The organism is Duganella aceris (assembly GCF_011090165.1).
GTDB classification, from domain to species: domain Bacteria; phylum Pseudomonadota; class Gammaproteobacteria; order Burkholderiales; family Burkholderiaceae_D; genus Rugamonas; species Rugamonas aceris.
This window is the reverse complement of the sequence record NZ_JAADJT010000001.1, coordinates 718,141-740,974: the sequence shown is the minus strand read 5'-3', so window position 1 is coordinate 740,974 and position 22,834 is coordinate 718,141. Positions and strand designations below refer to the sequence as shown.

The following is a 22,834-nucleotide window of genomic DNA, read 5'->3' as shown; positions in this document are numbered from 1 at the left end:
GCATGACTGAACTCGGGCTGGGCATCGACGCCGGCGGCACGCAAACCCGCTGGGCGCTGGGCGACGCCTCCGGCGCCATCGTGGCCGAGGGCTTCGTGGCAGGCATGTCGGCCACGCAGATGGGCAACCCGGCCGGGCGCGAAGCGGTGCGTGGCCTGTTCTCGCTGCTGGCGGCGCAGGTGCTGGCCGTGGGGCGGCCGCTGCGGGTCTGCGCCGGCTTGACCGGCTTCGACGGCGTCGGCACGCAGGCGGCGCAGTGGCTGGGCGAGTTGTTGCAGGTCGCGCCGTCCGCGATCAGCGTGCGCAACGATGTGGAGATCGCCTATCTGGACAGCTTCGCGCCCGGCGCCGGCTACCTGGTCTACGCCGGCACCGGCTCGATCGCCGCCTTCATCGACGCGGACGGTGCCTTGCACCGCGCCGGCGGACGCGGCGTCACGCTGGACGACGGCGGCGGCGGCTTCTGGATCGCGCGCGAAGCGATGCGCCACATCTGGCGGCTGGAGGACGAGCGGCCGGGCGCGTGGCTGGAATCGGCGATGGCGCGCGCGGTGTTCGCGCAGATCGGCGGCAGCGACTGGGCGGTGTCGCGCCAGTTCATCTACGGCCAGGACCGGGGCGCCATCGGGCGGCTGGCGCTGGCCGTGGCCGCCAGCGCGGACGCCGATCCGGTGGCCCGCGGGATCCTGGAACAGGCCGGCCGCGAACTGGCGCGCATCGCGCTGGCGCTGGTCGGCCGCCATGGCATGCGACCGATCGCGCTGGGCGGACGGGCCGCCACGCTGCACCCGCTGATCGTCGACAGCATGCGGGCGGCGTTGCCGGCCGGCTTGTCCCTGATACAGAAGGAAACACAAGCGCACCACGCCGCAGCCCGGATTGCTCTAAACTTTACCCTTTGATCCATTGCCGAGACCGCCCATGAAGATCGTACCGCTGCTTGCCCTGTCCGCCATGACCGCCGTGCTGGCCGGTTGCGCCACCGCGCCGCCGACCACGCCCAAGCTGGACCACAGCCTGGTCTCGCGCAGCCAGAGCGACCGGATCAAGTTCGTCATCATCCACTACACGGTGGCGGACCTGCCGCGTTCGATCAAGATCCTGACCCAGGACGAAGTCAGCGCGCACTACCTGCTGACGGACACGGAGCAGCCGTTCTTCTACACGCTTGTCGACGAATCGCGGCAATCGAACCACGCCGGCCTGAGCAGCTGGAAGATCTACAACCAGCTGAACTCGGCGTCGATCGGTATCGAGATCGTCAACCCCGGCTTCAAGGACACGCCGGAAGGACGGGTCTGGTATCCGTTCAAGCCGGCGCAGATCGACCAGCTGGTGGTGCTGCTGAAGGACATCGTCAAGCGGCACGACATCAAGCCGGACAACATCCTCGGCCACAACGACATCGCGCCGCAGCGCAAGCAGGATCCGGGACCGCTGTTCCCGTGGAAGCGGCTGGCCGACGAAGGGCTGATCAGCTGGCCGGAGCCGAGCCGGGTCGCCGCACGCGTCCCCGGCTACCAGGAGCAGCTGCCGGACATCGCCTGGTTCCAGCGCAAGCTGGCGCAGCATGGCTACGCCGTGCCGCAGAACGGCGAGCTGGACCAGGCGACCCGCAACGTGATGGTGGTGTTCCAATCCAAGTACCGGCAAGCGCTGTTCGACGGCACGCCGGACGCGGAATCGGCCGCCATCCTCGACGTGCTGACCAGCCCCCTGCCGACGTTGCCGCCGCCGGCTACGCCGGCAACCGCCCCGGTGGTGGCGCAATAATATGAACGCCACGCTGACCTGCGAAGCGATCCCCGGCCACCCGGATTTCCGGCGGCTGGACGGCATCGCCGGTATCGCGGTCGACCTGCGCTACGCCACGCCGGACAACTTCGTCGGCCGCGACCTGTACACGCCGCTCGATTGCAACTGGCTGCACAAGGACGCGGCGGCCGCGCTGGAGCGCGCGGTGGCGTGGCTGGCCGAGCGCAAGCCGGAGTACCAGCTGCTGGTGCTGGACGCGCTGCGTCCGCAGCGGGTGCAGGAGCAGTTGTGGCAAGCGCTGCAGGGCACCGAGCTGCTGGGCTACATCGCCGATCCGGCGCGCGGCTCGATCCACTCGTTCGGCATGGCGCTGGACGTGACGCTGCTGGACGCCGAAGGGCGCGAGCTCGACATGGGCACCGGCTTCGACGACCTGAGCGAGCGGTCGCATCCGGCGCTGGAGCAGCAATTGCTGGCGCGTGGCGAGCTGAGCGAAGCCCACCTCGCCAACCGCCGCTGGCTGCGCGACGCGATGTTGCAGGCCGGCTGGCAAGGCATCAACAGCGAATGGTGGCACTTCGACTGCGGCGACCGGCTGCAAGTGCGCCGCGACTACGCACGTGTCCTATAATCCGGGGTCAGAGCTAAAAACTGGACACGGGCTCAACAGTAGCGCACGCTACTGTTGAGCCCGTGTCCAGTTTTTAGCTCTGACCCCGGAGTTTAGCGGTCAACCGTTGCCATGCGTTCTTTGCTGTAGCGCGGGCCGGCTACTTGCGACAGCACGGTTTCCAGCGCGGCGATTTCGTCGATGCCCAGCGTGACGTCGGCGGCGGCGGCGTTCTGCTCCAGATTGGCGCGCCGGCGCGTGCCCGGAATCGGGACGATGTCCTCGCCTTGATGCATCACCCACGCCAACGCCACCTGCCCCGCCGTCAGCCCGCGCGCTTCGGCCAGCTCGCGCACCGCTTGTGCCGCCGCCATGTTGGCGTCGAAGTTGGGCCCCTGCAGGCGCGGATCCTGGTGGCGGAAGTCGCTCGGCGCATACTCTTCGGCGCGCTTGGCGGTGCCGGCCAGGAAGCCGCGTCCCAACGGGCTGAACGGCACCAGGCCGATGCCCAGTTCGCGCAACACCGGGATGATCTCGGCTTCCAGATTGCGCTCCCACAGCGAGTATTCGCTTTGCAGCGCGCTGATCGGGTGCACCGCGTGCGCGCGGCGGATGTTGGCCACGCCCGCTTCCGACAAGCCCAGGTAACGCACCTTGCCCGCGCGGACCAGCTCGCTCATCACGCCCACCACCTCTTCGATCGGCACCTGCGGGTCGATGCGGTGCTGGTACAGCAGGTCGATGTGGTCGGTGCCCAGCCGTTGCAGCGAGCCTTCCACCGCCGCGCGGATGCGCGCCGGGTCGCTGGTGACGCCCAATCTGGCGCCCTCGCGTAGGTCGAAGCCGAACTTGGTGGCGAGGATCACTTCCTGGCGCCGGCCCTTCAGCGCGCGCCCCAGCAACTCTTCGTTGTGATACGGGCCGTACACTTCGGCCGTGTCGAAGAAGTTGACGCCGAGGTCAATGGCGCGGTGCAGCGTCGCGATCGATTCGGCTTCGTCCGCCGGGCCGTAGGTGTTGCTCATGCCCATGCAGCCCAGCCCCTGCGCCGAGACGATTAATCCTTGATTGCCTAGACCGCGTTGCTTCATCGCTTGCTCCTGTGTAGTCGAACGTCAGCCAGACTACCAGTTTTTCGCCAACGAGGTCGGAGGCGCGCGCGCAAGTTGCGCTAAGCTGGAGCCCTCGCGCCCGCCAACCGGAAGGATACCTCATGAACAAGATGTGCCAACACCTCGACCAGGTCCTGGTCGCCGCCACCCCCGCCACCGGCTGCGAGGAGTGCTTGCGGCTGGGCATGCGGTGGGTGCATCTGCGCCGCTGTCTGAACTGCGGCCATGTCGGCTGCTGCGACGCCTCCGACGGCCAGCACGCCACCAAGCATTTCCAGAAGTCCGGCCACGCCGTGATGGCTTCGGCGGAGCCCGGCGAGAGCTGGCGCTGGTGCTATATCGACCACGACTTCGTCTGACGCGATTGTTGCCGGGTGCGCACCACCGTGCGTACCTCGGCGGATCTACCGCCGCTTGCCGCGTACTTCTACACTTGGTTTGTTTTTTTTAATCACCAAGAAGGAAATCGCATGAAAATAGTCGTCATCGGCGGCTCGGGCCTGATCGGCACCAAGCTCTCCACCCTCCTCCGCGCCGCCGGACATGATGTGTTCGATGGCTCGCCCGCCTCGGGTGTCGATATCATCACCGGCGTCGGCCTGGCCGAGGTGCTCGCCGGCGCGCGGGTGGTGGTCGACGTGTCCAATTCGCGCTCGTTCGAGGATGGCGCCGCGCTGGACTTCTTCCGGACCGCCGGCCGCAACTTGATCGCGGCGGAACGGCACGCCGGCGTCGCGCACCATGTGGTGTTGTCGGTGGTCGGCGTCGACCGTCTGGCCGACAACGGGTACTTCCGCGCCAAGCTGGCGCAGGAGCAGCTGGTGCACGAGTCCGACATCCCCTACACCATCGTCCACGCCACCCAATTCTTTGAATTCCTCGGCAGCATCGCCGACGCGGGGACCGATGGCGATACCGTGCGTCTGTCGCCGGCGCTGATGCAGCCGATGGCGGCCGACGACGTGGCGCGCGCGCTGGCCGAGATCGCCCAGGCGGCGCCGCTCAACGGCATCGTTGAAATCGCCGGGCCGGAGCGGGCGCGGCTGTGCGACCTGGCCGCGCGCCTGTTCGCCGCGACCGGGGACGCCCGCCGCGTCGCGCCCGATCCGCAGGCGCGCTACTTCGGCGCGCTGCTCGATGACGCGGCGCTGGTGGCCGGCCCGGCGGCGCGCCTCGGCGCCACCGGCTTCGACGCTTGGCTGGCGCAGCGGCCCGCCGGCCGCGCCGGCGTCTAGCCCCCGGCAATGCCGGACGCCCGCCGCGCCGCGCTATGCCGCCTGTGCGGCGGCAAGCGCCGGTTCCGGCGGCAGGTTGAACGTGGTCAGGCAGTGCAGGTCGAGCGCGCGGATGTGCTGGGTCATGTAGTCGATGAAGACCCGGATCCGCGTCGGCAGGTGGCGCCGGTTCAGGTAGCAGATGTAGTGGCCGCGATCGTCCGGCGCGTATTGCGGCAGGCAGGCCACCAGCCGGCCGGCGCGCAGGTGGTCGCAGATCTGGTAGCCGGCCATCTGCGCCAGGCCTTCGCCGTTCAGCACCGCTTGCAACACCAGGTCGGCGTCGTTGAAGCTGCGGTTCGATTGCGGCCGCAGTTTCTGCATCACGCCGTCGACCTTGAATTCCCATTCGAAGATCTTGCCCGAGGCCAGGCGGAAGTTGATGCTCTGGTGCTGCGCCAGCTCGGCCACCGTGCGCGGCTGGCCATGCGTCCGCACATACGACGGCGCGGCGCAGACCATCATCTGCATCGGGATCAGCTGCTTGGCCACCACTTCGCTGTCGTCCATGCGGCCGTTGCGGAAGGCGACGTCGATGCGGTCGGTGATGAAATCGGTCGGGTGGTCGTCCAGCAGCAGGTCCAGCTTGATGTCGGGATAGGCGTCGTGGAAGCCGCGCAGCAGCGGCGCGATCACCTTGCGGCCGAAGCCGGCGGTGGCGCTGACGCGCAGCAGGCCGCGCGGCGTGCCGCTGCGCAGCTCGCGCATCTCCTCCACCGATTCGACGATGCGCTGCACGCCGGGGCGGCAATTTTGATAAAACATTTCGCCTTCGGCGGTCAGCGAGGTGTGGCGGGTGGTGCGCAGGAATAGCCGGGTGTCGAGCTGGGTCTCCAGCTTTTGCACGCTGCGGCTGACGGCGGAACGGCCGATGCCCAGTCGTTCGGCCGCCTTGGCGAAGCTGCCTTCGTGCACCACCGCGATGAACGCCATCACGCCGGCGTAGGTGGTGGCGAAACTCATGGCGAGCGCGTCGCCGCCTTCGTGGGACGGGTTGCCGTGCTGCGCGGCGTGCATGACGGCGTCCGGTGGAGTGGCTTCCATAGCATATCCCTTGTTGACGAGCCGTCATGGTAGGTTCGTTGCCGGGTGAGGTAAATGACAAATTTCCCGTTATTTATGACACAAATGCGGGCCGTGCCGGCTGGCGGAAAATGCGGGATTTCTGTCATTTCTGCTGGCGGAGTCAACTGCTAGAATCGTCGGCCGCGTTGGCCTTCCCCGCTTCAATCATGTCGTCCTTTACCGCTGCACCGCCCCGGCTCATCCTGTTTGTCGCCTTTCCCCGCATGGGATTATTGGACCTGACCGGTCCGCAGACCGTCTTCTGGACCGCTTCGCGCTGGATGGAGCAGCGCGGGCTGCCCGGTTATGTCAGCCACACGGTCAGCCTGCACGGCGGCCTGGTGCGGACGGCCGAGGGCGTCGAGCTGGGGACGCGGCCGTTCAGCGATTTCGATCAGTGTCAGGTCGATACCATCCTGGTGCCGGGGGCGTTCGAGATCGATGCAGTGCTGGGCGAGGCGCAGCGGATGATCGAGTGGCTGCGCGCGGCGGCGTCGCGGGCGCGGCGGACGACGTCGGTGTGCAGCGGGACGTTTCTGCTGGCGCAGGCCGGGCTGCTCGACGGCAAGCGGGTGGCGACGCATTGGATGATGCTCGATCTGTTGAAGGATCGTTATCCGGCGCTGGAGGTGGACCGGGAGGCGATCTTTGTCCGGCAGGATGCGGTCTGGACGTCGGCCGGCGTGGCGTCGGGCATCGATCTGGCGCTGGCGCTGGTCGAGGCCGACGGTGGGCGGGATGTGGCGGTGCAGGTGGCGCGCGAGCTGGTGGTGTATCTGAAGCGGCCCGGTGGACAGCCGCAGCATAGCGAGATGCTGAAGGCGCAGGCGCAGGAGAGCGCGCCGTTCGATGAGCTGCACTTGTGGCTCAGCGCCAATCTGGGCGTGCAGGATATCGACGTCAATACGCTGGCCGAGCGGGCGCGCATGAGTCCGCGTAACTTTGCGCGGGTTTACAAGCAGAAGACCGGGCGGGCGCCGGGCAAGGCGGTCGAGATGTTCCGGCTGGAGGCGGCGCGGCGCTTGCTGGAAAATTCCAGCCGCAACCTGGACCAGATCGCGCGCCAGTGCGGGTTCGGCGACCAGGAACGGATGCGGGTCACTTTCCATCGCAACCTGGGGATTTCGCCGTCGGAGTATCGCAAGCGTTTTGCGGCGCCTGGGGTGGTGTAGCCGCCGCTACGGCAGCGAAATGCGGCGGCCGGCGCTGCGCCGTCACGGGGCGCTTCGGGCGCCGTCGGTGGGGCGGCCGGTGAAGTGCTTGGCGCCGGATCGGTTCGCCGCCTGGTCGCGCAACCCGGGGCCGTGACGCAGGCCGCGAGCGGAGTCAGCGCCGGGTCGGGTCGCTCGCGGGGGCGGGCGCGGGCGCCGGCGGCGGCGCGGTGATCGCGGAGGTGGTCGGCGCGGCAGGCGCGGCCTGCGTGGTCGGCGTGCCCGGAGTGGAAGGCGCGGCGCCGGAGCGGGCGGCCCAGTCGATCAGGGCGTCCAGCACGGCGCGGCCGGCGCCGTTGGCGACGTGTTCGTCGTTCAGCATCGCGGCCACGATCACCGGTTGGTTGTTGGCGTCCTGGACGTAGCCGGCGATCGCGATCACGCCGCTCAGGCTGCCGGTCTTGATGCGCGCGCGCTGCGCCGCCGGGCTGTCCTTCAGGCGGCGGCGCATGGTGCCGTCGGTGGCGGCGATCGGCAGGCTGGACAGGAACTCGGGCATCCACAGGCTGTGCAGGCCGGCTTGCAGCACGCCGGCCAATTGCTCGGCCGTGGCGCGCTCGACCCGCGACAGGCCGGAGCCGTTGTCCAGCACCAGGCCGTTGCCGTCGATGCGGTGCGCTTGCAGCCAGGCGCGGATCGCGGTTTCGGCGCGCATTGCGGTGCTGGCCTGGCCGCCGTCCGGCGCGATCGGGTGGCTGCCCAGCATCGGGTCGGCCTCCAGGCTGCCCAGGCTGAGGAAGACCGTGCGCGCCAGCGTGTTGTCGGATTGCTTGTTGGTGTCGCGCAGGATTTCCGGCAGCGCGCGGGAGACGTGTTCGGCCAGCAGCTTGGTCGGCGGCGCCGGGACCGCGCCCGGCGATCGCGCGGTTGCCGACACGGGCGGCGCTGTCGATGTTGCCGGCGCGTTCACCGGCGCCGCAGCCGCTGCCGACATCGCGTCGGCGCCATCGCGGGCCGCCATCGCGTCGGTGCCAGCCCGCGACGCCGTCGCATCGGTGCCAGCCCGAGCCGCCATCGCATCGGTGCCAGCCTGCGCCGCCATCGCATCGGCGCCAGTGCTGGTCGTAGGGGTTGGCGCCTGCGCCTCGCGCACCTCGCCGCCGATGCTGCCGCCCAGCTTGCGCCAGGTGGCTTGCAACAGCCGCGCCAGATAGTCATGGCTGTCGAGCACGTTGATGCTGGTCGCTTTGATGCAATTCTTGGGGAAGCTGCCGTGCAGCACGACTTCGATCTTGTCGCCTTTGCGTGCGTAGTCCGGCGTACGCCAATCCTTTTCCCACGTCGAACAGGCGGCGTCGACCAGCTTGAGCTCCGAGCGCACGCTGACGTTCTCCATCTCCGGCAACATCGCCAGCGTGATCCTGTTGCCGCTGGAACGCATGTCCAGTTTCAGCAAGTTGGTGTTGGCCAGCAGCGCATTCGGGATCACATTGTAGTAAGCCCACGGATATTCATCGAACGGCGGTTGCCCCGCATCCGGCCGGCTCGGCTGGAACAGCAGCCGGTCCAGCACCACATCGCCCTGGATCCTGCGGATGCCCTGGGTGCGCAGCGCCTGCAACATATGCGTCAGCACATCCTCGTTGAAATCGGCATCGGCGCCGCCGCGCACGATCAGATCGCCCCGCAAAACGCCGTTGACTACGTCCGCGCCGCTGCGGAACTCGGTGCGGCCGCGAAACACCGGCCCCAGCTGCTCCAGCGCCGTCAAGGTGGTGAACAGCTTCATGGTCGAGGCCGGCTGCATGCTTTGCTGCGGGTTGTGCGACAGCAGCACGGTATCGCCGCGCATGACGACGATACCGGCCGCCGCCGCCGGAATCTGCGCCGACTGCATCAGCCGCGCCACCGGCTCCGGCAGGTCGGCGGCGTGCGCCGCGGTGGCGGACAACAGCGTGGCGATAATCAAGCGACGTAACATGGCGCTCCTGTTCAATGGAAGAAGATGTAGGCGACGAAGATCGCCGCGAGCACGCCGGCGAAGTCGGCGATCAGCCCGCACGAGATCGCATAGCGCGTCTTGCGGATGCCGACCGAGCCGAAGTACAGCGCGACGATGTAGAAGGTGGTGTCGGCCGAGCCGTTGAACACGCAGGCCAGCCGCCCGACGAAGGAATCCGGGCCGTAGGTGCCCATGGTGTCGATCATCATCGCCTTGGCGCCGCTGCCGCTGAGCGGTTTCATCAGCGCGGTCGGCAGCGCCGGCACGAAATCGGTGTTGACGCCGAGGTGCATGAACAGCCAGGTGAAGCCGTCGACCACATATGTGAACACGCCGGCGTTGCGGATCACGCTGATGCCGACCAGCATGCCGACCAGATATGGAATCACCGTCAGCGAGGTTTGGATGCCGCCTTTGGCGCCCTCGATGAAGGCGTCGTAGACATTGACCTTCTTGACCAGCGCGCCGACGATGAAGCCGACGATCACCAGCAGCAGCAACAGGTTGCTGAACACCTTGGAGAAACCCTGGATCTCGGCCTTGGTCATGAAATGCGTGAAGTACCACATCATGCCGACGATGGCGGCGGTCATGCCGCCCAGCCAGCCCAGCACCACGCGGTTGATCAGGTTGATGCGCTGGCGGATCGAGACCGCGATGATGCCGGTGACGGTGGCGACATAGGTGGCGATCATGCACGGGATGAAGATGTCGGCCGGATCGGCCGCGCCCATGATCGAGCGCTGCGCCATGATGGCGACCGGGATCAGCGTCAGGCCGGAGGTGTGCAGCACCAGGAACATGATCTGCGCGTTGCTCGGCTCGTCCTTGCTGGGGTTCAGCGTTTGCAGGCTTTCCATCGCCTTCAGGCCGAACGGCGTGGCGGCGTTGTCCAGGCCCAGCAGGTTGGCCGAGAAATTCATCACCATGTGGCCGGTGGCCGGATGGTTCTTCGGCACCTCCGGGAAGATGCGCGAGAAGAACGGCGCGATCAGGCGCGCCAGCATGTTGATGGCGCCGGCCTTCTCGCCGATGTTCATGATGCCCAGCCACAGCGTCATCACGCCGGCCAGCGGCAGCGCGATGTCCATCACGCTGGATTTGGCGGAATCGAAAGTGCCGTCGATAATGCGTTTGAAGATGTCGGTATCGCCCAAAATGAAGAACTGCGCCAGTGCGGCGACCAGGCCGATCAGGAAGAAGCCGGACCAGATGTAAGAGAGCGACATTGTTCGAATTTTCCTGAATGCAGTGGGCGATTTGTAAAGTATAGCGGGTAAGCAAGCTAAAAAAGCTTTAAGCTGCCGCTTTGCGTATGCGATGTGGATGGAACAGTATGCTTAAAAGTTATGCAGCAGCCCTGCTGGCGCTGGTGGTCACCGTCGGCGCCGCGCCGGCGTCCGCACAGGCGCCGGCCGCGCCGAAAGTCTTGCACGCCTTTCTCAGCACCGGCGAAACCGGCCTCGATCCGGCGGTCGCCTCCGACGTCGCCAGTCTCAGCCTGCTGGAAAACCTGTTCGACCCGTTGCTGCGCTACGACTATCTGGCGCGCCCGGTCAAGCTCCAGCCGAACACGCTGAGCGCCATGCCGGCCGTGACCGACGGCGGCCTGACCTACACCTTCCAGCTGCGCCAGGACATCTACTTCACGCCCGACCCGGCCTTCAAGGGCGCGCGGCGGCAGGCGACGGCGCAGGACTACGTCTACAGCTTCAAGCGGCTCAACGATCCGGCGCTGAAATCGCCCTGGACCTATCTGTTCGAAGGCGTGGCCGAGATCCAGGCGGTGGACAAATTCACGCTGCGCATCCGGCTGAAGGCGGCCGATCCGAATTTCCTGTTCTACCTGGCGATCCCGGCCACCGGCGCGGTCGCGCGCGAGGTGGTCGAGGCCTACGGCACGCAGGTCGGCAATCATCCGGTCGGCACCGGTCCGTTCAAGATGGGCACGTGGAAGCACAGCGACCAGATCAGCCTGCTGGCCAACCGCGAGTTCCGGTCGATGGAATTCCAGGGCAAGCGCCTGCCGCTGCTGGACCGCATCGACATCAAGATCATGGAGGAGTACCAGTCGCGCATGCTGGGCTTCCTGAACGGCGAGTTCGATTTCCTGGAGCAGGTGCCGGAATCGATGAAGGAAATGGTGCTGACCGACGATCCGAGGCCGACGCTCAAGCCCGAGCTGGCGCGCAAGGGCATGGTGCTGACGCCATTCCCGGTGTTGCAGACCTATTACATGTGGATGAACATGGACGATCCGCTGATCGGCGGCTATGGCAAGGAGAAGCTGGCGCTGCGGCGCGCCATCGCGCTGGGCTACAACAGCGTCGAGGACATCACGCAGATGAAGAAGGGGCTGGCCTTGCCGGCGGTGACGCCGTTGCCGCCGAATGTGCTCGGCTACGATCCGGCCTACCGCAGCCCGGTCGCCTACGATCCGGCGCTGGCCAACGCGCTGCTGGACCGCTACGGCTACCGCAAGGGCGCCGACGGCTTCCGCACCCAGCCGGACGGCAAGCCGCTGACGCTGGTGATGCACAGCGAATCGTCGACGGTGGGCCGCTTGCGCGACGAGCTGTGGCGCAAGAACCTGAGCGCCATCGGCCTCAAGGTGGTGTTCAAGAGCGACAAGAAGACCGAGATCATCAAGGCCTCGCGGCTGGGCTCGGTGATGATGTTCGAGACCAACTGGGTGGCCGATTTCCCCGACGGCGATAATTTCTATCAACTGCTGTACGGCCCGAACAGCGGCCGCGCCAACTACGCGCGCTTCAACCTGCCGGCCTACAACCAGCGCTACGAGCAAACCCGGACCATGGCCGATTCGCCGCAGCGCACCGTGCTGTACAACGAAATGGCGCAGATCATCCACGCCTATACGCCGTGGGTATTGCTGACCCATCCGATCTCGGCCGACTTGCAGCAGCCGTGGCTGAAGAATTATGTGCGGCATCCGGTGGAGTTCACCAACTGGCGCTATCTGGACGTTGTCGCACACTAAGTGGCGGACTTCGGGCGTAAAATGGTCCGATGAAACTATTCAATCGCAGGGCGCTGGCCTACGTCGGCACGCACCCGATGGACTTCTTGCTGCAATGCCTCAAGGGCTTCCGCGCCAACCAGGGTCTGCTGCTGGCCGGCGCGGTCGCGTATTACTCCTTGCTTTCCATCGTGCCGCTGCTGATGCTGATGATGGTGGCCTTGTCGCACTTCATCAGCCAGGCCGAACTGCTGGCGACGGTCGGGCGCTATCTGAACTGGCTTGTGCCGGGGCAGTCCAAGCCTATCGTCGAAGAAGTCGGCCATTTCCTCGATCATCGCGATCTGGTCGGCGGCGTGCTGGTGGTCAGCATGATCTTTTTCAGCTCGCTGGCGTTCACCGTGCTGGAGAACGCCATGTGCGTCATCTTCAAGCACCGCGTCGCGATCCGGCGCCGGCGTTTCCTTATCTCCGCCATCATGCCCTACTGCTTCATCCTGTCGCTGGGCGCGGGCATGCTGATCGTCACGCTGGTGGCGGGCAGCCTGCAGGTGCTGGGCGAGGAGAGCGTGTGGCTGTTTGGTTATAGCTGGTCGCTGTCGGGCGTGTCGGGCGTGCTGCTGTACATGCTGGGTCTGGTCGGCGAAGTGCTGGTGCTGACCGCGATCTACCTGGTGATGCCGGTCGGACGCTTGTCGCTGTCGCACGCGCTGATCGGCGGCGTGACGGCGGCGCTGTTGTGGGAAGTGGCGCGGCATATCCTGGTCTGGTATTTTTCGACGCTGTCGCAGGTGAACGTGGTGTACGGGTCGATGACCACCGCCATCATCGTCATGTTCAGCCTGGAGATCGGCGCGACCTTGCTGCTGTTCGGCGCACAGGTGATTTCCGAGTTCGAGCGGGTCGGCAAGGCGCCATACCGGCGCACCGCGCAGCCGATGACCACGCAAGCGGTACAGAAGTAAAATAATTTGTGCGCCGCACAAAGAACTGTGTTACACTACGCTCGTGGTTGAGGTTTGCATGCAAACAGTCCCACATCCAAGGCAGGCGCAGCAGTTCGATATGTGTAAGACCGAACCGCAGTTGGCACAAGCCCTGGAGTTGTAATTCCGGATACGATGGTCGATTTACACGTTGGAGGCACCTTGCAGATAGCATTGGCGTCCGAGACTCTGGAGTCACTTTGCAGATAGCACTGGACCCCGGCATACGATTAAAGCATTGGTAATACATTGGAACAAAGCCTACAGAGATGTGGGCTTTTTTTTCGTCCAAAATTTGTGCCTGCCCAACGTTTTCAAAGACCGTCGGCCTTACGCTTCCACATTCAATTGACATCCCCCTATCCGTAATTACACTGGGAGCAAGAATGGCGCGCCTCGCTCATCCCAAAAAAGAAGTTGAATACGCACTGAAGCATGCGGAGTTGCATGGCTGGGACATCAAAGTTGGTGGCAGCCATGCTTGGGGGAAAATGTATTGTCCTTACAATGATGACTCATGCCGTTGTGGCAAGTTTTGTATTGTCAGCATTTGGAGTACGCCAAAAAATCCGATGAATCACGCGCGTGATCTGCGGCGCGTTGTGAACAACTGCACCACATTAAGCAAACGGTGCGATGTTGGCAGCGCTTTCACCAAAGGAATGGCGATGGAATTTACTTTTACGCTTAGCTATCGGCTTTCGGCGCAAGACAGCGATCAGGACGAATTAGTTGAAAGGCTGGGCGCCGCCGGTTTTACCGACGCGCTGATTGGCATCGGCAGACGGGGCTATCTTGTGATGGTTCTTAACCGTGAGGCCGCCAGCGCGGAGGCGGCCTTGTTCGACGCCTTGGACGACATTCAACGTACTATCCCTACCGCACAGCTTATCGAGGCGGAGCCCGAATGCGACCTTACCCCTGACGGCCAGCGAACCCTGAAATCGTTGCTACCCTAGCGAACAGCGAATGGGCATGTCTTTATAAACAATTCGATATTATTTGAAATATCGAATTGTTTACGTTACGATGCCGTGCATGGATACCAAACAAACATTGGCCGCGCTGGCGGCGTTGGCGCAGGAAAGCCGCTTGGCCGTGTTCCGGCTGCTGGTGCAGGTCGGGCCGGACGGCATGGCCGCCAGCAGGATCGGCGAGCGGCTCGATATCGCGCCGTCGTCGCTGTCGTTTCATTTGAAGGAGCTGGCGCATGCGGGGCTGATATCGTCGCGCCAGGACGGGCGCTTCGTCATCTACGCGGCCGATATCGGCACCATGAACGGCTTGATCGGATTTTTGACTGAAAATTGTTGCGGCGGTGCGCCGTGCGGATTGGGGGCGGCGTGAATATTCTGTTTCTGTGTACCGGCAATTCCTGCCGTTCGGTGTTGAGCGAAGCCACCTTCAACCATCTGGCGCCGGCGGACATGCGGGCCATCAGCGCCGGCAGCCAGCCGGCCGGCCAGCTGCATCCGCGCGCGGTCGCGCTGCTGCATCGCAAAGGCATCTCCACCGAAGGCTACTTCAGCAAATCGTGGAACGACCTGCCGCTGACGCCGGACGTGGTGATCACCGTCTGCGGCAGCGCCGCCGGCGAGACCTGCCCCGCCTACCTCGGGCCGGTGTTGCGCGCGCATTGGGGCGTCGACGATCCGGGCCATGTCGTCGGCAGCGACGAGGAAATCGAGGCCGCCTTCGAGCTCACCTACCAGATCATCCGCGCCCGCATCGAGGCTTTCCTGGCCTTGCCGCCGATGACCGACAAGGCCGCGTTCAAGCGGGAACTGGACCGTATCGGCACGCTGGGCGCCTGATGCTGGGCGCCTTCCTGATCTTCCTGGCGACGCTGGTGCTGGTGGTCTGGCAGCCGCGCGGCCTGGGCATCGGCTGGAGCGCGGTGGCCGGCGCCATCGTCGCGTTGCTGGCCGGCGTGATCCACGTCGGCGACATCCCGGTGGTGTGGCACATCGTCTGGAACGCGACCGGGACGTTCGTCGCGATCATCATCATCAGCCTGTTGCTGGACAAGGCCGGCTTCTTCGAATGGGCCGCGCTGCACATGGCGCGCTGGGGACGCGGCAGCGGCAAGCGCCTGTTCGTTATGCTGGTGCTGCTGGGCGCCGCCGTCTCCGCGCTGTTCGCCAACGACGGCGCGGCGCTGATCCTCACCCCGATCGTGATCGCCATGCTGCGCGAGCTGCGTTTTTCGGCCAAGGCCACGCTGGCCTTCGTGATGGCGGCCGGCTTCATCGCCGATACCGCCAGCCTGCCGCTGGTGGTGTCCAACCTCGTCAACATCGTCTCCGCCGACTACTTCGGCATCAGCTTCGCGCGCTACGCGGCGGTGATGGTGCCGGTGAACCTGGTCGCGGTGGCGGCCACGCTGGGCGCGCTGATGTGGTTCTTCCGCCGCGATATCCCGGCCGACTACGACGCGTCGCAGCTGAAGCAGCCGGCATCGGCGATCCACGACCGCGCCACCTTCATCACCGGCTGGTGGGTGCTGGGCGTGCTGCTGATCGGCTTCTTCTTCATCGAACCGATGGGCGTGCCGATCAGCGTGGTGTCGGCGGTGGGGGCCTTGCTGCTGCTGGTGGTGGCCGCGCGCGGGCACCGCATCTCGACCCGCGAAGTGATCGGCAACGCGCCGTGGCAGATCGTGATCTTCTCGCTGGGGATGTACCTGGTGGTGTACGGCCTGCGCAACGCCGGGCTGACCGCGTGGGTGACCTCGGCGCTGACCTGGTGCGCGCAGTACGGCGTGTGGGGCGCGGCGCTGGGCACAGGCTTCCTGACGGCGATCCTGTCGTCGATCATGAACAACTTGCCGACGGTGCTGATCGGCGCACTGTCGATCGATGCGACGCCGACGCACGGCGTGGTGCGCGAGGCGATGGTGTACGCCAACGTCATCGGCAGCGACCTGGGGCCGAAGATCACGCCGATCGGCAGCCTGGCCACGCTGCTCTGGCTGCACGTGCTGGCCAACAAGGGAACCCGCATCTCGTGGGGCTACTACTTCCGCGTCGGCATCTGCCTGACGTTGCCGGTGCTGCTGGCGACGCTGGCGGCGCTGGCCATCCGTCTGGGCTGACATCATGATCCCGAATCTTCCGAACCTCAATCCCGCGCAGCTGGACATGCCGACGCTGGACAAGCTGGCGCCGGCAGGAGACCTGGCGCATCCACCGCGCATCCTGATGCTGTATGGCTCGCTGCGCGAACGCTCGTTCAGCCGCTTCCTGACCGAGGAGGCGGCGCGCATCCTGGAGCACTTCGGCGCCGAGGTGAAGATCTTCGACCCGACCGAGCTGCCGATGGCCGGCAGCGTGCCCGAGGACCATCCCAAGGTGGCCGAGTTGCGCGCGCTGTCGTTGTGGTCCGAGGGCCAGGTGTGGTGCAGTCCCGAACGGCACGGCGCGATCACGGCGGTGATGAAGAACCAGATCGACTGGATCCCGCTGGAGCAAGGCGCGCTGCGGCCCAGCCAGGGACGCACGCTGGCGGTGATGCAGGTCTGCGGCGGCTCGCAGTCGTTCAACGTGGTCAACACCATGCGGCTGCTGGGGCGCTGGATGCGGATGTTCACCATACCCAACCAGTCGTCGGTGCCGATGGCGTACAAGGAGTTCGACGAGCATGGACGCATGCGTCCTTCGGGTTATTATGAGCGCGTGGTCGATGTGATGGAGGAGTTGTTCAAGATGACGCTACTGTTGCGCGGCCGAACCGATTACCTGACCGACCGCTATAGCGAGCGTAATGAGCGTTCCCTCAAGGCGATCGATAACCAAATCAGGAAGATTTAGCATGGACGAGCACATTCTTCCGGTTGAGCTGGAAAAGGCTTACCGGCTGTTGAACCATGGCCCGACGGTGCTGGTGTCGGCCAGCCATGCGGGTGTGGACAATGTCATGGCGGCGGCGTGGTCGTGCGCGCTGGATTTCGCGCCGCCCAAGGTCACCGTGGTGCTGGATAAAACGGCGGCCACGCGCGCGCTGGTGGAGCACAGCGGCTATTTCGTGCTGCAGGTGCCGAACATGGGGCAGCTGGAGCTGACCCACGCGGTCGGCAGCATGAGTCTCGCCGAGACGCCGGACAAATTGAAGCGTTGCGGCGTGGAGCTGTTCCATGTCGACGGCTTCAACGCGCCGCTGGTCGCGGGCAGCTCGGCTTGGCTGCTTTGTGAAGTGATTCCAGAGCCGCGCAACCAGCAGCACTACGACCTGTTCATCGGCGAAGTGGTGGCGGCGTATGCGGACTCGCGCGTGTTCCACAACGGCCACTGGCACTTCGAAACCGCCGATCCGCGCTGGCGCAGCCTGCATTACATCGCCGGCGGCCAGTTCTATGCGATCGGCGAATCGGCCGTGATTGGGGTGAACGATCATGGCGCCGCTTGAGCCAAGCGAAATCAGCGCCTTTCCGCGCGACCTTACCGATGCCGTGCGGGCGGCGTTGTCGGTTCTGATGCCGGATCAAATGTTCAAGCCGGTGGGAGGTCTTTCCGTGCGCGTGTCGGAAGAGTCGTTGCTCATCCCTTACCGGACGTATTACGACATGGCGCGGGTGCGTCGGGCGGCCGATGCTGGAGGCCGGCAAGGACTGGTGGCGCTTTGCCTGGGCGCGCGACATCATGACGGCTTCCTGCGTGAATCCTGCGCGCGCCGGCTGCTGGCGCGCGACGAATCCTGGGTGATTCCATTTTTGTTTCAGCTGCTTGGCGAGTACGTAGTCGAAATCATTCGGCCGATCGAGGAAGCCATCGCCGCCGATGGGGGAAAATATGCCGCGTTCGTGCGCGCAAACCCGGCATATTTTCTAACGACCGAGCAACGCGCGCTCAGCTACTGGGACGCCTACTATCGGCTGCGCTATCCGGATAAGCGCGACTACCCCGCGCTCAAGGCCATCGCGGCCCTGAAGGCGATCAGCCACCCTGTATGACACGCTTTACATCGGAGTTACCTCGGACCTGATTCGTCGGATATCGATCACAGGGCGCGGGCGATCAGGAGTTTCTGGATGTCGCTGGTGCCTTCGTAGATCTGGCATACGCGCACGTCGCGGTAGATGCGTTCCACCGGGAAGTCGCTGACGTAGCCGTAGCCGCCGTGGACCTGGATCGCGTCCGAGCAGACCCGCTCCGCCATCTCCGAGGCGAACAGCTTGGCCATCGCGGCCTCCTTCAAACATGGCAGGCCGGCGTCCTTCATCGACGCGGCGTGGCGGATCAGCTGACGCGCGGCTTCGATCTGCGTCGCCATGTCGGCCAGGCGGAACTGCACCGCCTGATGTTCGAAGATCGGCTTGCCGAAGCTTTCGCGCTCGCGCGAATAGGCCAGCGCCGCTTCGTACGCGGCGCGCGCCATCCCCACTGCCTGCGAGGCGATGCCGATGCGGCCTCCCTCCAGCCCGGACAAGGCGATCTTGTAGCCCTGGCCCTCTTCGCCGATCAGATTCTCGGCCGGGATGCGGCAGTTGTCGAACAGGATCTGCGCCGTGTCCGACGAGTGCTGGCCCATTTTCTGCTCCAGCCCCGCGACGATGTAGCCCGGCGTCGACGTCGGCACCCAGAACGCGCTGATGCCCTTTTTGCCGGCCGCCTTGTCGGTCACCGCCATGACGATGGCGACGTCGGCGTATTTGCCGCTGGTGATGAACTGCTTGGTGCCGTTGATGACGTAGTGGTCGCCGTCGCGCGTGGCGGTGGTGCGCAGCGCGGCGGCGTCGCTGCCGGTGTGCGGCTCGGTGAGGCAGAAGGCGCCCAGCATCTCGCCTTGCGCCAGTGGCCGCAGCCATTGTTCCTTTTGCCGCTCGTTGGCGTACATCATGGCGATGCTGCACACCGGGCAGTTGTTGACGGAGATGATGGTGGACGTGCCGCCATCACCGGCCGCGATCTCTTCCAACACCAGCGCGAGCGACACGTAATCCATGCCGGCGCCGCCCAAGGCCTCCGGCACGGCGACGCCGAAGGCGCCCAGCGCCGCCAGCTCCTTCAGTTCCTCCGCCGGGAAGTGGTGCTCCTTGTCCCAGCGGGCGGCGTTGGGGGCCAGGCGCTCTTGTGCAAACGTGCGCAGGGCGTCGCGGATCATTTCGTGTTCTTCGCTCAGTATCATGTCGTCTCGTTATATTGTTAACCCGAAAACCGTCGCAGGGTCGGACCCCGTACGGGGTCCGACCCTAGTCGGCTGTGCGGGGTTTGCTTTTACCAGCCGATTTCCGTGCCGTCGTAGTTGCGGTAGACGGCGACTTCGGAGGCCGGCAACCCGCTGATCGTGGCCTTGATGCCGCCGGCGCTTTCCTCCGGCGAGATGTCCGCCCCCGCGCCGCCCATCTCGGTGCGCACCCATCCCGGATGGAAGGCGACGCAAGTGGCGCCCTGCGCGCCGTAGGTGAGCGCGGTGTCGATCAGCACCGAATTCAGCGCCGCCTTGCTGGCGCGGTACAGCGAGCCGCCGGTGCTGGTGCGCTCGCTCAGCGAGCCCATACGCGACGACAGCACCGCCAGCTTGCCGCGCGCCGCGCATACCATCGGCGCGATGATCGGCAGCAGCCGCATCGCCGCCAGCACGTTGGTGTGCATCACCGTGTCGAAGTCGGTCTGCAGCGGGAAGCCGTCGTGGCGCGGGCCGTACACGCCGGCGTTGAGGATGGCGACGTCGAGCTCTTCGCCGTCCAGCTTCCAGCCGATGCCGGCGCAGGCTTCGACGTCGGTGACGTCCAGCTTGTGCGGTTCCGCGCCGAGCTTCAGCAGCGCGTCGCAGTCCTCCGCCTTGCGGGCGGTGGCGATCACGCGCCAGCCATCCTCCAGATACTGGCGCACCAGTTCCAGCCCGATGCCGCGCGAGGCGCCGATGATGAGTGCGGTCGCCATGCTTACACCAGCTCGATCGCCATGGCGGTGGCTTCGCCGCCGCCGATGCACAGCGCGGCCACGCCCTTCTTGCCGCCGGTGCGCTTCAAGGCGCCGATCAGCGTGACGATGATGCGCGCGCCGGAGGCGCCGATCGGGTGGCCCAGCGCGCAGGCGCCGCCGTGCACGTTGACTTTGCTGTGCGGGATGTCGAGGTCGCGCATCGCCGCCATCGGCACCGCCGCGAAGGCTTCGTTGATCTCGAACAGGTCGATGTCCTTGACGCTCCAGCCGGTCTTCTTGAACAGCTTCTCGATGGCGCCGATCGGCGCCACGGTGAACTGGTCCGGCGCCAGCGCGTTGGTGGCGTGGCCCAGCACCTTGGCGATCGGGGTCAGGCCCAGTTCCTTGGCCTTGGATTCGCGCATCATCACCAGCGCGGCGGCGCCGTCGTTGATCGACGACGACGAGGCGGCGGTGATGGTGCCGTCCTTCTTGAACGCGGCGCGCAGCGTCGGGATCTTGTCGACCTTGGCCTTCAGCGGACCCTCATCCTTGTCGATGACGCTGTCGCCGGCGCGGCTGGTCACGGTGACCGGCGCGATCTCCCAGTTGAACCAGCCTTCGTTGGTGGCGGCCTGCGCGCGCTTGACCGATTCGATGGCGAAGCCGTCCTGCGCCTCGCGGCTGAATTGGTACTTGGCCGAGCACTCTTCGGCGAAGGTGCCCATCGAGCGGCCTTCGCCGGTTTTCTCGTTGCGCGAATAGGCGTCTTCCAGGCCGTCGTACATCATGTGGTCGAACAACATGCCGTGGCCGATGCGGTAACCGCCGCGCGCCTTCGGCACCAGGTAGGGCGCGTTGGTCATCGATTCCATGCCGCCGGCGATCACCACCTCGGCGCTGCCGGCCACCAGCTGGTCGTGGGCGAAGATCGCGGCCTGCATCGCCGAGCCGCACATCTTGGACAGCGTGACCGCGCCGGTCGATGTCGGCAGGCCGGCTTTCAACAAGGCCTGGCGCGCCGGCGCCTGGCCCTGGCCCGCCATCAGGCAGTTGCCGAAGTAGACGTGTTCGACCAGCTTGCCGTCGATGCCGGAGCGTTCGACGGCGGCCTGGATCGCGACCGCGCCCAAGTCGTGCGCGGCCTTGCCGGAGAAGTCGCCCTGGAAGGCGCCCATGGGGGTGCGGGCCGCGCCGACGATTACGATAGGATCATTCATTTTCAAGTGTCTCCATGAAGGGCGGCTGGATCGCCGCCGGGGGTGTCGAGTGTTGATTGCAAAACCGGATGTGCTGCGGGTACGGGAACACGTCTTCGACGTGGCCGTCCATGATGCGCTGCTTGCGCGCCTGCCACCACGCCGGCGTCAACAGGTCGCCGTGGTGCTGCATGAAATATTTGCGGATCTTTGCGTTCCCCAGCAGGAAGCTGCCGAACTGCTCGGGGAAGACGTCGTGCTTGCCGACTGTGTACCACGGCTCGGACGCCATCTCTTCTTCCTCGGTGCGCGCCTGCGGGATGGCGCGGAACTGGCAGTCGGTGATGTATTCGATTTCGTCGTAGTCGTAGAACACCACGCGCTGGTGCCGCGTCACGCCGAAATTCTTGTACAGCATATCGCCGGGGAAGATATTGGCCGCCACCAGTTCCTTGATGGCGTCGCCGTATTCGCGGACGCCGTGTTCGACCTGGAGCTCGTCGTCGTTGGCGCTGGTCAGCCACATATTCAGCGGCACCATGCGCCGCTCGATGTACAGGTGCCTGATGACGATGTTGTCGCCGTCCTCTTCGACCAGCGACGGCGCATGCTGCTTCAGCTCCGCCAGCAGCTCCTCCTTGAAGCGGCTGCGCGGGAAGGCGACGTTGGAGTATTCCAGCGTGTCGGCCATGCGGCCGACGCGGTCGTGGTGCTTCACCAGCAAATACTTTTCCTTGATCAGCGCGCGCGTGGTCTCCTTCGGCGCCGGGTAGAAATCCTTGATCACCTTGAACACATAGGGGAAGGACGGCAGCGCGAACACCAGCATCACCAGGCCGCGGATGCCGGGCGCGATCTCGAACTGGTCGGACGAGTGTTTCAGGTGTTGCAGATAGTCGCGGTAGAACAGCGTCTTGCCCTGCTTTTGCAGGCCGAGAATGGTGTAGATCTCGCTGCGCGGCTTGCGCGGCAACAGGCTGCGCAGGAACTGCACGTAGGCCGACGGCACTTCCATGTCGACCAGGAAGTAGGCGCGCGTGAACGAGAACAGGATCGCCACCTGTTCGTGGTCGAGCAGCACGGTGTCGAGCAGCAGGCCGTGCTTGTTGTGCAGGATCGGGACGACGAAGGGGAACTGCTTGTTGCCGTTGACGACCTTGCCGACGATGTAGGCACCCTTGTTGCGGAAGAACAGGTTGGACAGGACCTGGATCTGGTGGTTCGGTTCGATGCGCGCGCCGCCGAAGACCTGCTGGAGGCGCAGCTCGACCTGCTCGACGTCGCGCGTCAGGTCGGCGAAGCGGGCGTCGAGCTGGAAGTTGGTGATGATGCGCTTCAGCGTGAAGTGCAGGCCGTCGGTCTCCGGGTAGTAGACGCGGTAGGTCGGGCGCAGTTCTTCGGTCTCGATGTATTCGGTGGAGACCACCGGGCGCACGAAGATGAATTCGTTGTGGAAGTAGCTGCGGTGCAGGATATTGCAGCAGACCGAGTTGAAGAAGGTCTCGGCCAGCTCCGGCTGCTTGTGGTCGGACAGCATGCCGATGAAGTGCAGCTTGAGTTCGCGCCACACTTCATCGGTCAGCTCGGACGGGTCGTATTCGTCTTCCAGGATTTGCACGCATTCCTGCACGCGCTTGTCGTAGAAGTCGATGCGGGCGCGGGCGTCCTGCTGCGCCGCGCTCCAGGTGCCGCGTTCGAAATGCCGCTGCGCCTGCTGGCTGGTGTGGCGGAACAGGCGGTAATGCTTGTCGAAGCCGTCGCGGATCGCGCCGGCGATATCGAAGGCGATCTGCGAGCGCAGCAGTTTGGGGAATGCAGCCTGGATCATGTCGAGTCC

The 22,834-nt window shown here is 65.4% G+C and carries 22 protein-coding genes and 1 pseudogene; 15 read left to right on the top strand and 8 right to left on the bottom strand.

What is annotated here, in order from left to right; translation table 11 throughout:
- Window positions 1–2 precede the first annotated feature (2 nt).
- The 3 genes from GW587_RS03210 to GW587_RS03200 are packed head-to-tail and all read left to right on the top strand — an operon-like array spanning window position 3 to window position 2,386.
- Window positions 3–902 carry an N-acetylglucosamine kinase gene (locus tag GW587_RS03210; RefSeq protein ID WP_166098413.1) on the top strand — a complete coding sequence of 300 codons (900 nt, stop codon included), beginning with the start codon at window positions 3–5 and terminating at the stop codon, window positions 900–902.
- A gap of 19 nt (window positions 903–921) precedes the next feature.
- On the top strand, window positions 922–1,773 hold the full coding sequence (locus GW587_RS03205) for an N-acetylmuramoyl-L-alanine amidase (RefSeq protein WP_166098407.1): 852 nt from the start codon (window positions 922–924) through the stop codon (window positions 1,771–1,773).
- Window position 1,774: 1 nt separating this feature from the next.
- Window positions 1,775–2,386 (top strand): M15 family metallopeptidase, encoded by a 612-nt coding sequence (locus GW587_RS03200; protein ID WP_166098404.1) that lies wholly within the window; start codon window positions 1,775–1,777, stop codon window positions 2,384–2,386.
- 92 nt (window positions 2,387–2,478) lie between these two features.
- On the opposite strand, the gene GW587_RS03195 is transcribed toward GW587_RS03200, so the two are convergent.
- Window positions 2,479–3,456, bottom strand: a complete 978-nt coding sequence (locus GW587_RS03195) for an aldo/keto reductase (protein WP_166098401.1) — start codon at window positions 3,454–3,456, stop codon at window positions 2,479–2,481.
- Window positions 3,457–3,578: 122 nt separating this feature from the next.
- On the opposite strand from GW587_RS03195, the gene GW587_RS03190 reads away from it, so the two are divergent.
- Together GW587_RS03190 and GW587_RS03185 are read left to right on the top strand one after the other, a co-directional pair.
- Entirely contained in the window at window positions 3,579–3,836 is a 258-nt protein-coding gene (locus GW587_RS03190; protein WP_166098399.1) for a UBP-type zinc finger domain-containing protein, read from the top strand.
- A 111-nt stretch (window positions 3,837–3,947) separates the two neighbouring features.
- Entirely contained in the window at window positions 3,948–4,712 is a 765-nt protein-coding gene (locus tag GW587_RS03185) for an SDR family oxidoreductase (RefSeq protein ID WP_166098396.1), read from the top strand.
- Between the two features lie 33 nt (window positions 4,713–4,745).
- Here GW587_RS03185 and GW587_RS03180 read toward each other — a convergent pair whose 3' ends face one another.
- Window positions 4,746–5,768, bottom strand: a complete 1,023-nt coding sequence (locus GW587_RS03180) for a LysR family transcriptional regulator (protein WP_166099122.1) — start codon at window positions 5,766–5,768, stop codon at window positions 4,746–4,748.
- Window positions 5,769–5,983: 215 nt separating this feature from the next.
- Between GW587_RS03180 and GW587_RS03175 the strand changes: the two genes are divergently transcribed.
- Window positions 5,984–6,988, top strand: a complete 1,005-nt coding sequence (locus tag GW587_RS03175; protein ID WP_166098393.1) for a GlxA family transcriptional regulator — start codon at window positions 5,984–5,986, stop codon at window positions 6,986–6,988.
- A 154-nt stretch (window positions 6,989–7,142) separates the two neighbouring features.
- Here GW587_RS03175 and GW587_RS03170 read toward each other — a convergent pair whose 3' ends face one another.
- Window positions 7,143–8,948 (bottom strand): D-alanyl-D-alanine carboxypeptidase/D-alanyl-D-alanine-endopeptidase, encoded by a 1,806-nt coding sequence (locus GW587_RS03170; RefSeq protein ID WP_166098390.1) that lies wholly within the window; start codon window positions 8,946–8,948, stop codon window positions 7,143–7,145.
- A gap of 11 nt (window positions 8,949–8,959) precedes the next feature.
- A complete protein-coding gene (locus GW587_RS03165; RefSeq protein ID WP_166098388.1) occupies window positions 8,960–10,198 on the bottom strand; it encodes a spore maturation protein in 1,239 nt (412 codons plus the stop codon).
- 107 nt (window positions 10,199–10,305) lie between these two features.
- On the opposite strand from GW587_RS03165, the gene GW587_RS03160 reads away from it, so the two are divergent.
- The 9 genes and pseudogenes from GW587_RS03160 (at window position 10,306) to GW587_RS03120 (ending at window position 17,883) form a co-directional block, all read left to right on the top strand.
- Window positions 10,306–11,970: an ABC transporter substrate-binding protein gene (locus GW587_RS03160; protein WP_166098386.1), complete on the top strand. Its 1,665-nt coding sequence runs from the start codon at window positions 10,306–10,308 to the stop codon at window positions 11,968–11,970.
- A 29-nt stretch (window positions 11,971–11,999) separates the two neighbouring features.
- Window positions 12,000–12,914, top strand: a complete 915-nt coding sequence (locus GW587_RS03155; protein ID WP_166098384.1) for a YihY/virulence factor BrkB family protein — start codon at window positions 12,000–12,002, stop codon at window positions 12,912–12,914.
- Window positions 12,915–13,321: 407 nt separating this feature from the next.
- Window positions 13,322–13,552: pseudogene (locus GW587_RS03150) on the top strand (hypothetical protein); the annotation flags it as partial.
- Window positions 13,553–13,973: 421 nt separating this feature from the next.
- A complete protein-coding gene (locus GW587_RS03145) occupies window positions 13,974–14,282 on the top strand; it encodes an ArsR/SmtB family transcription factor (RefSeq protein WP_166098381.1) in 309 nt (102 codons plus the stop codon).
- On the top strand, window positions 14,279–14,749 hold the full coding sequence (locus GW587_RS03140; RefSeq protein ID WP_166098378.1) for an arsenate reductase ArsC: 471 nt from the start codon (window positions 14,279–14,281) through the stop codon (window positions 14,747–14,749). Before GW587_RS03145 ends, GW587_RS03140 begins: the two co-directional genes overlap by 4 nt.
- The gene (locus GW587_RS03135; protein WP_166098376.1) at window positions 14,749–16,029 is read left to right on the top strand and encodes an arsenic transporter; all 1,281 of its coding nucleotides are present in this window, start codon (window positions 14,749–14,751) and stop codon (window positions 16,027–16,029) included. Before GW587_RS03140 ends, GW587_RS03135 begins: the two co-directional genes overlap by 1 nt.
- A gap of 4 nt (window positions 16,030–16,033) precedes the next feature.
- On the top strand, window positions 16,034–16,744 hold the full coding sequence (arsH, locus tag GW587_RS03130; RefSeq protein WP_166098373.1) for an arsenical resistance protein ArsH: 711 nt from the start codon (window positions 16,034–16,036) through the stop codon (window positions 16,742–16,744).
- Between the two features lies 1 nt (window position 16,745).
- A complete protein-coding gene (locus GW587_RS03125) occupies window positions 16,746–17,339 on the top strand; it encodes a flavin reductase family protein (RefSeq protein WP_166098371.1) in 594 nt (197 codons plus the stop codon).
- Entirely contained in the window at window positions 17,326–17,883 is a 558-nt protein-coding gene (locus GW587_RS03120) for a hypothetical protein (protein WP_166098368.1), read from the top strand. The genes GW587_RS03125 and GW587_RS03120 overlap by 14 nt, the downstream gene beginning before the upstream one ends.
- A 47-nt stretch (window positions 17,884–17,930) precedes the next feature.
- Here the strand turns inward: GW587_RS03120 and GW587_RS03115 are convergent, their stop codons facing one another.
- The 4 genes from GW587_RS03115 to aceK form a co-directional block, all read right to left on the bottom strand.
- On the bottom strand, window positions 17,931–19,058 hold the full coding sequence (locus GW587_RS03115) for an acyl-CoA dehydrogenase family protein (protein ID WP_166098366.1): 1,128 nt from the start codon (window positions 19,056–19,058) through the stop codon (window positions 17,931–17,933).
- An 89-nt stretch (window positions 19,059–19,147) separates the two neighbouring features.
- Entirely contained in the window at window positions 19,148–19,816 is a 669-nt protein-coding gene (locus GW587_RS03110; protein WP_166098363.1) for an SDR family oxidoreductase, read from the bottom strand.
- 2 nt (window positions 19,817–19,818) lie between these two features.
- On the bottom strand, window positions 19,819–21,018 hold the full coding sequence (locus GW587_RS03105; RefSeq protein WP_166098361.1) for an acetyl-CoA C-acyltransferase: 1,200 nt from the start codon (window positions 21,016–21,018) through the stop codon (window positions 19,819–19,821).
- Window positions 21,011–22,825: a bifunctional isocitrate dehydrogenase kinase/phosphatase gene (gene aceK, locus GW587_RS03100; protein ID WP_166098359.1), complete on the bottom strand. Its 1,815-nt coding sequence runs from the start codon at window positions 22,823–22,825 to the stop codon at window positions 21,011–21,013. Before aceK ends, GW587_RS03105 begins: the two co-directional genes overlap by 8 nt.
- Between the last annotated feature and the right edge of the window lie 9 nt (window positions 22,826–22,834).

Coding starts and splice junctions, on each gene's coding strand:
- GW587_RS03210 (WP_166098413.1), top strand. CDS start 3: ATGACTGAACTCGGGCTGGGCATCGACGCCGGCGGCACGCAAACCCGC.
- GW587_RS03205 (WP_166098407.1), top strand. CDS start 922: ATGAAGATCGTACCGCTGCTTGCCCTGTCCGCCATGACCGCCGTGCTG.
- GW587_RS03200 (WP_166098404.1), top strand. CDS start 1,775: ATGAACGCCACGCTGACCTGCGAAGCGATCCCCGGCCACCCGGATTTC.
- GW587_RS03195 (WP_166098401.1), bottom strand. CDS start 3,456: ATGAAGCAACGCGGTCTAGGCAATCAAGGATTAATCGTCTCGGCGCAG.
- GW587_RS03190 (WP_166098399.1), top strand. CDS start 3,579: ATGAACAAGATGTGCCAACACCTCGACCAGGTCCTGGTCGCCGCCACC.
- GW587_RS03185 (WP_166098396.1), top strand. CDS start 3,948: ATGAAAATAGTCGTCATCGGCGGCTCGGGCCTGATCGGCACCAAGCTC.
- GW587_RS03180 (WP_166099122.1), bottom strand. CDS start 5,768: ATGCACGCCGCGCAGCACGGCAACCCGTCCCACGAAGGCGGCGACGCG.
- GW587_RS03175 (WP_166098393.1), top strand. CDS start 5,984: ATGTCGTCCTTTACCGCTGCACCGCCCCGGCTCATCCTGTTTGTCGCC.
- GW587_RS03170 (WP_166098390.1), bottom strand. CDS start 8,948: ATGTTACGTCGCTTGATTATCGCCACGCTGTTGTCCGCCACCGCGGCG.
- GW587_RS03165 (WP_166098388.1), bottom strand. CDS start 10,198: ATGTCGCTCTCTTACATCTGGTCCGGCTTCTTCCTGATCGGCCTGGTC.
- GW587_RS03160 (WP_166098386.1), top strand. CDS start 10,306: ATGCTTAAAAGTTATGCAGCAGCCCTGCTGGCGCTGGTGGTCACCGTC.
- GW587_RS03155 (WP_166098384.1), top strand. CDS start 12,000: ATGAAACTATTCAATCGCAGGGCGCTGGCCTACGTCGGCACGCACCCG.
- GW587_RS03145 (WP_166098381.1), top strand. CDS start 13,974: ATGGATACCAAACAAACATTGGCCGCGCTGGCGGCGTTGGCGCAGGAA.
- GW587_RS03135 (WP_166098376.1), top strand. CDS start 14,749: ATGCTGGGCGCCTTCCTGATCTTCCTGGCGACGCTGGTGCTGGTGGTC.
- arsH (WP_166098373.1), top strand. CDS start 16,034: ATGATCCCGAATCTTCCGAACCTCAATCCCGCGCAGCTGGACATGCCG.
- GW587_RS03125 (WP_166098371.1), top strand. CDS start 16,746: ATGGACGAGCACATTCTTCCGGTTGAGCTGGAAAAGGCTTACCGGCTG.
- GW587_RS03120 (WP_166098368.1), top strand. CDS start 17,326: ATGGCGCCGCTTGAGCCAAGCGAAATCAGCGCCTTTCCGCGCGACCTT.
- GW587_RS03115 (WP_166098366.1), bottom strand. CDS start 19,058: ATGATACTGAGCGAAGAACACGAAATGATCCGCGACGCCCTGCGCACG.
- GW587_RS03110 (WP_166098363.1), bottom strand. CDS start 19,816: ATGGCGACCGCACTCATCATCGGCGCCTCGCGCGGCATCGGGCTGGAA.
- GW587_RS03105 (WP_166098361.1), bottom strand. CDS start 21,018: ATGAATGATCCTATCGTAATCGTCGGCGCGGCCCGCACCCCCATGGGC.
- aceK (WP_166098359.1), bottom strand. CDS start 22,825: ATGATCCAGGCTGCATTCCCCAAACTGCTGCGCTCGCAGATCGCCTTC.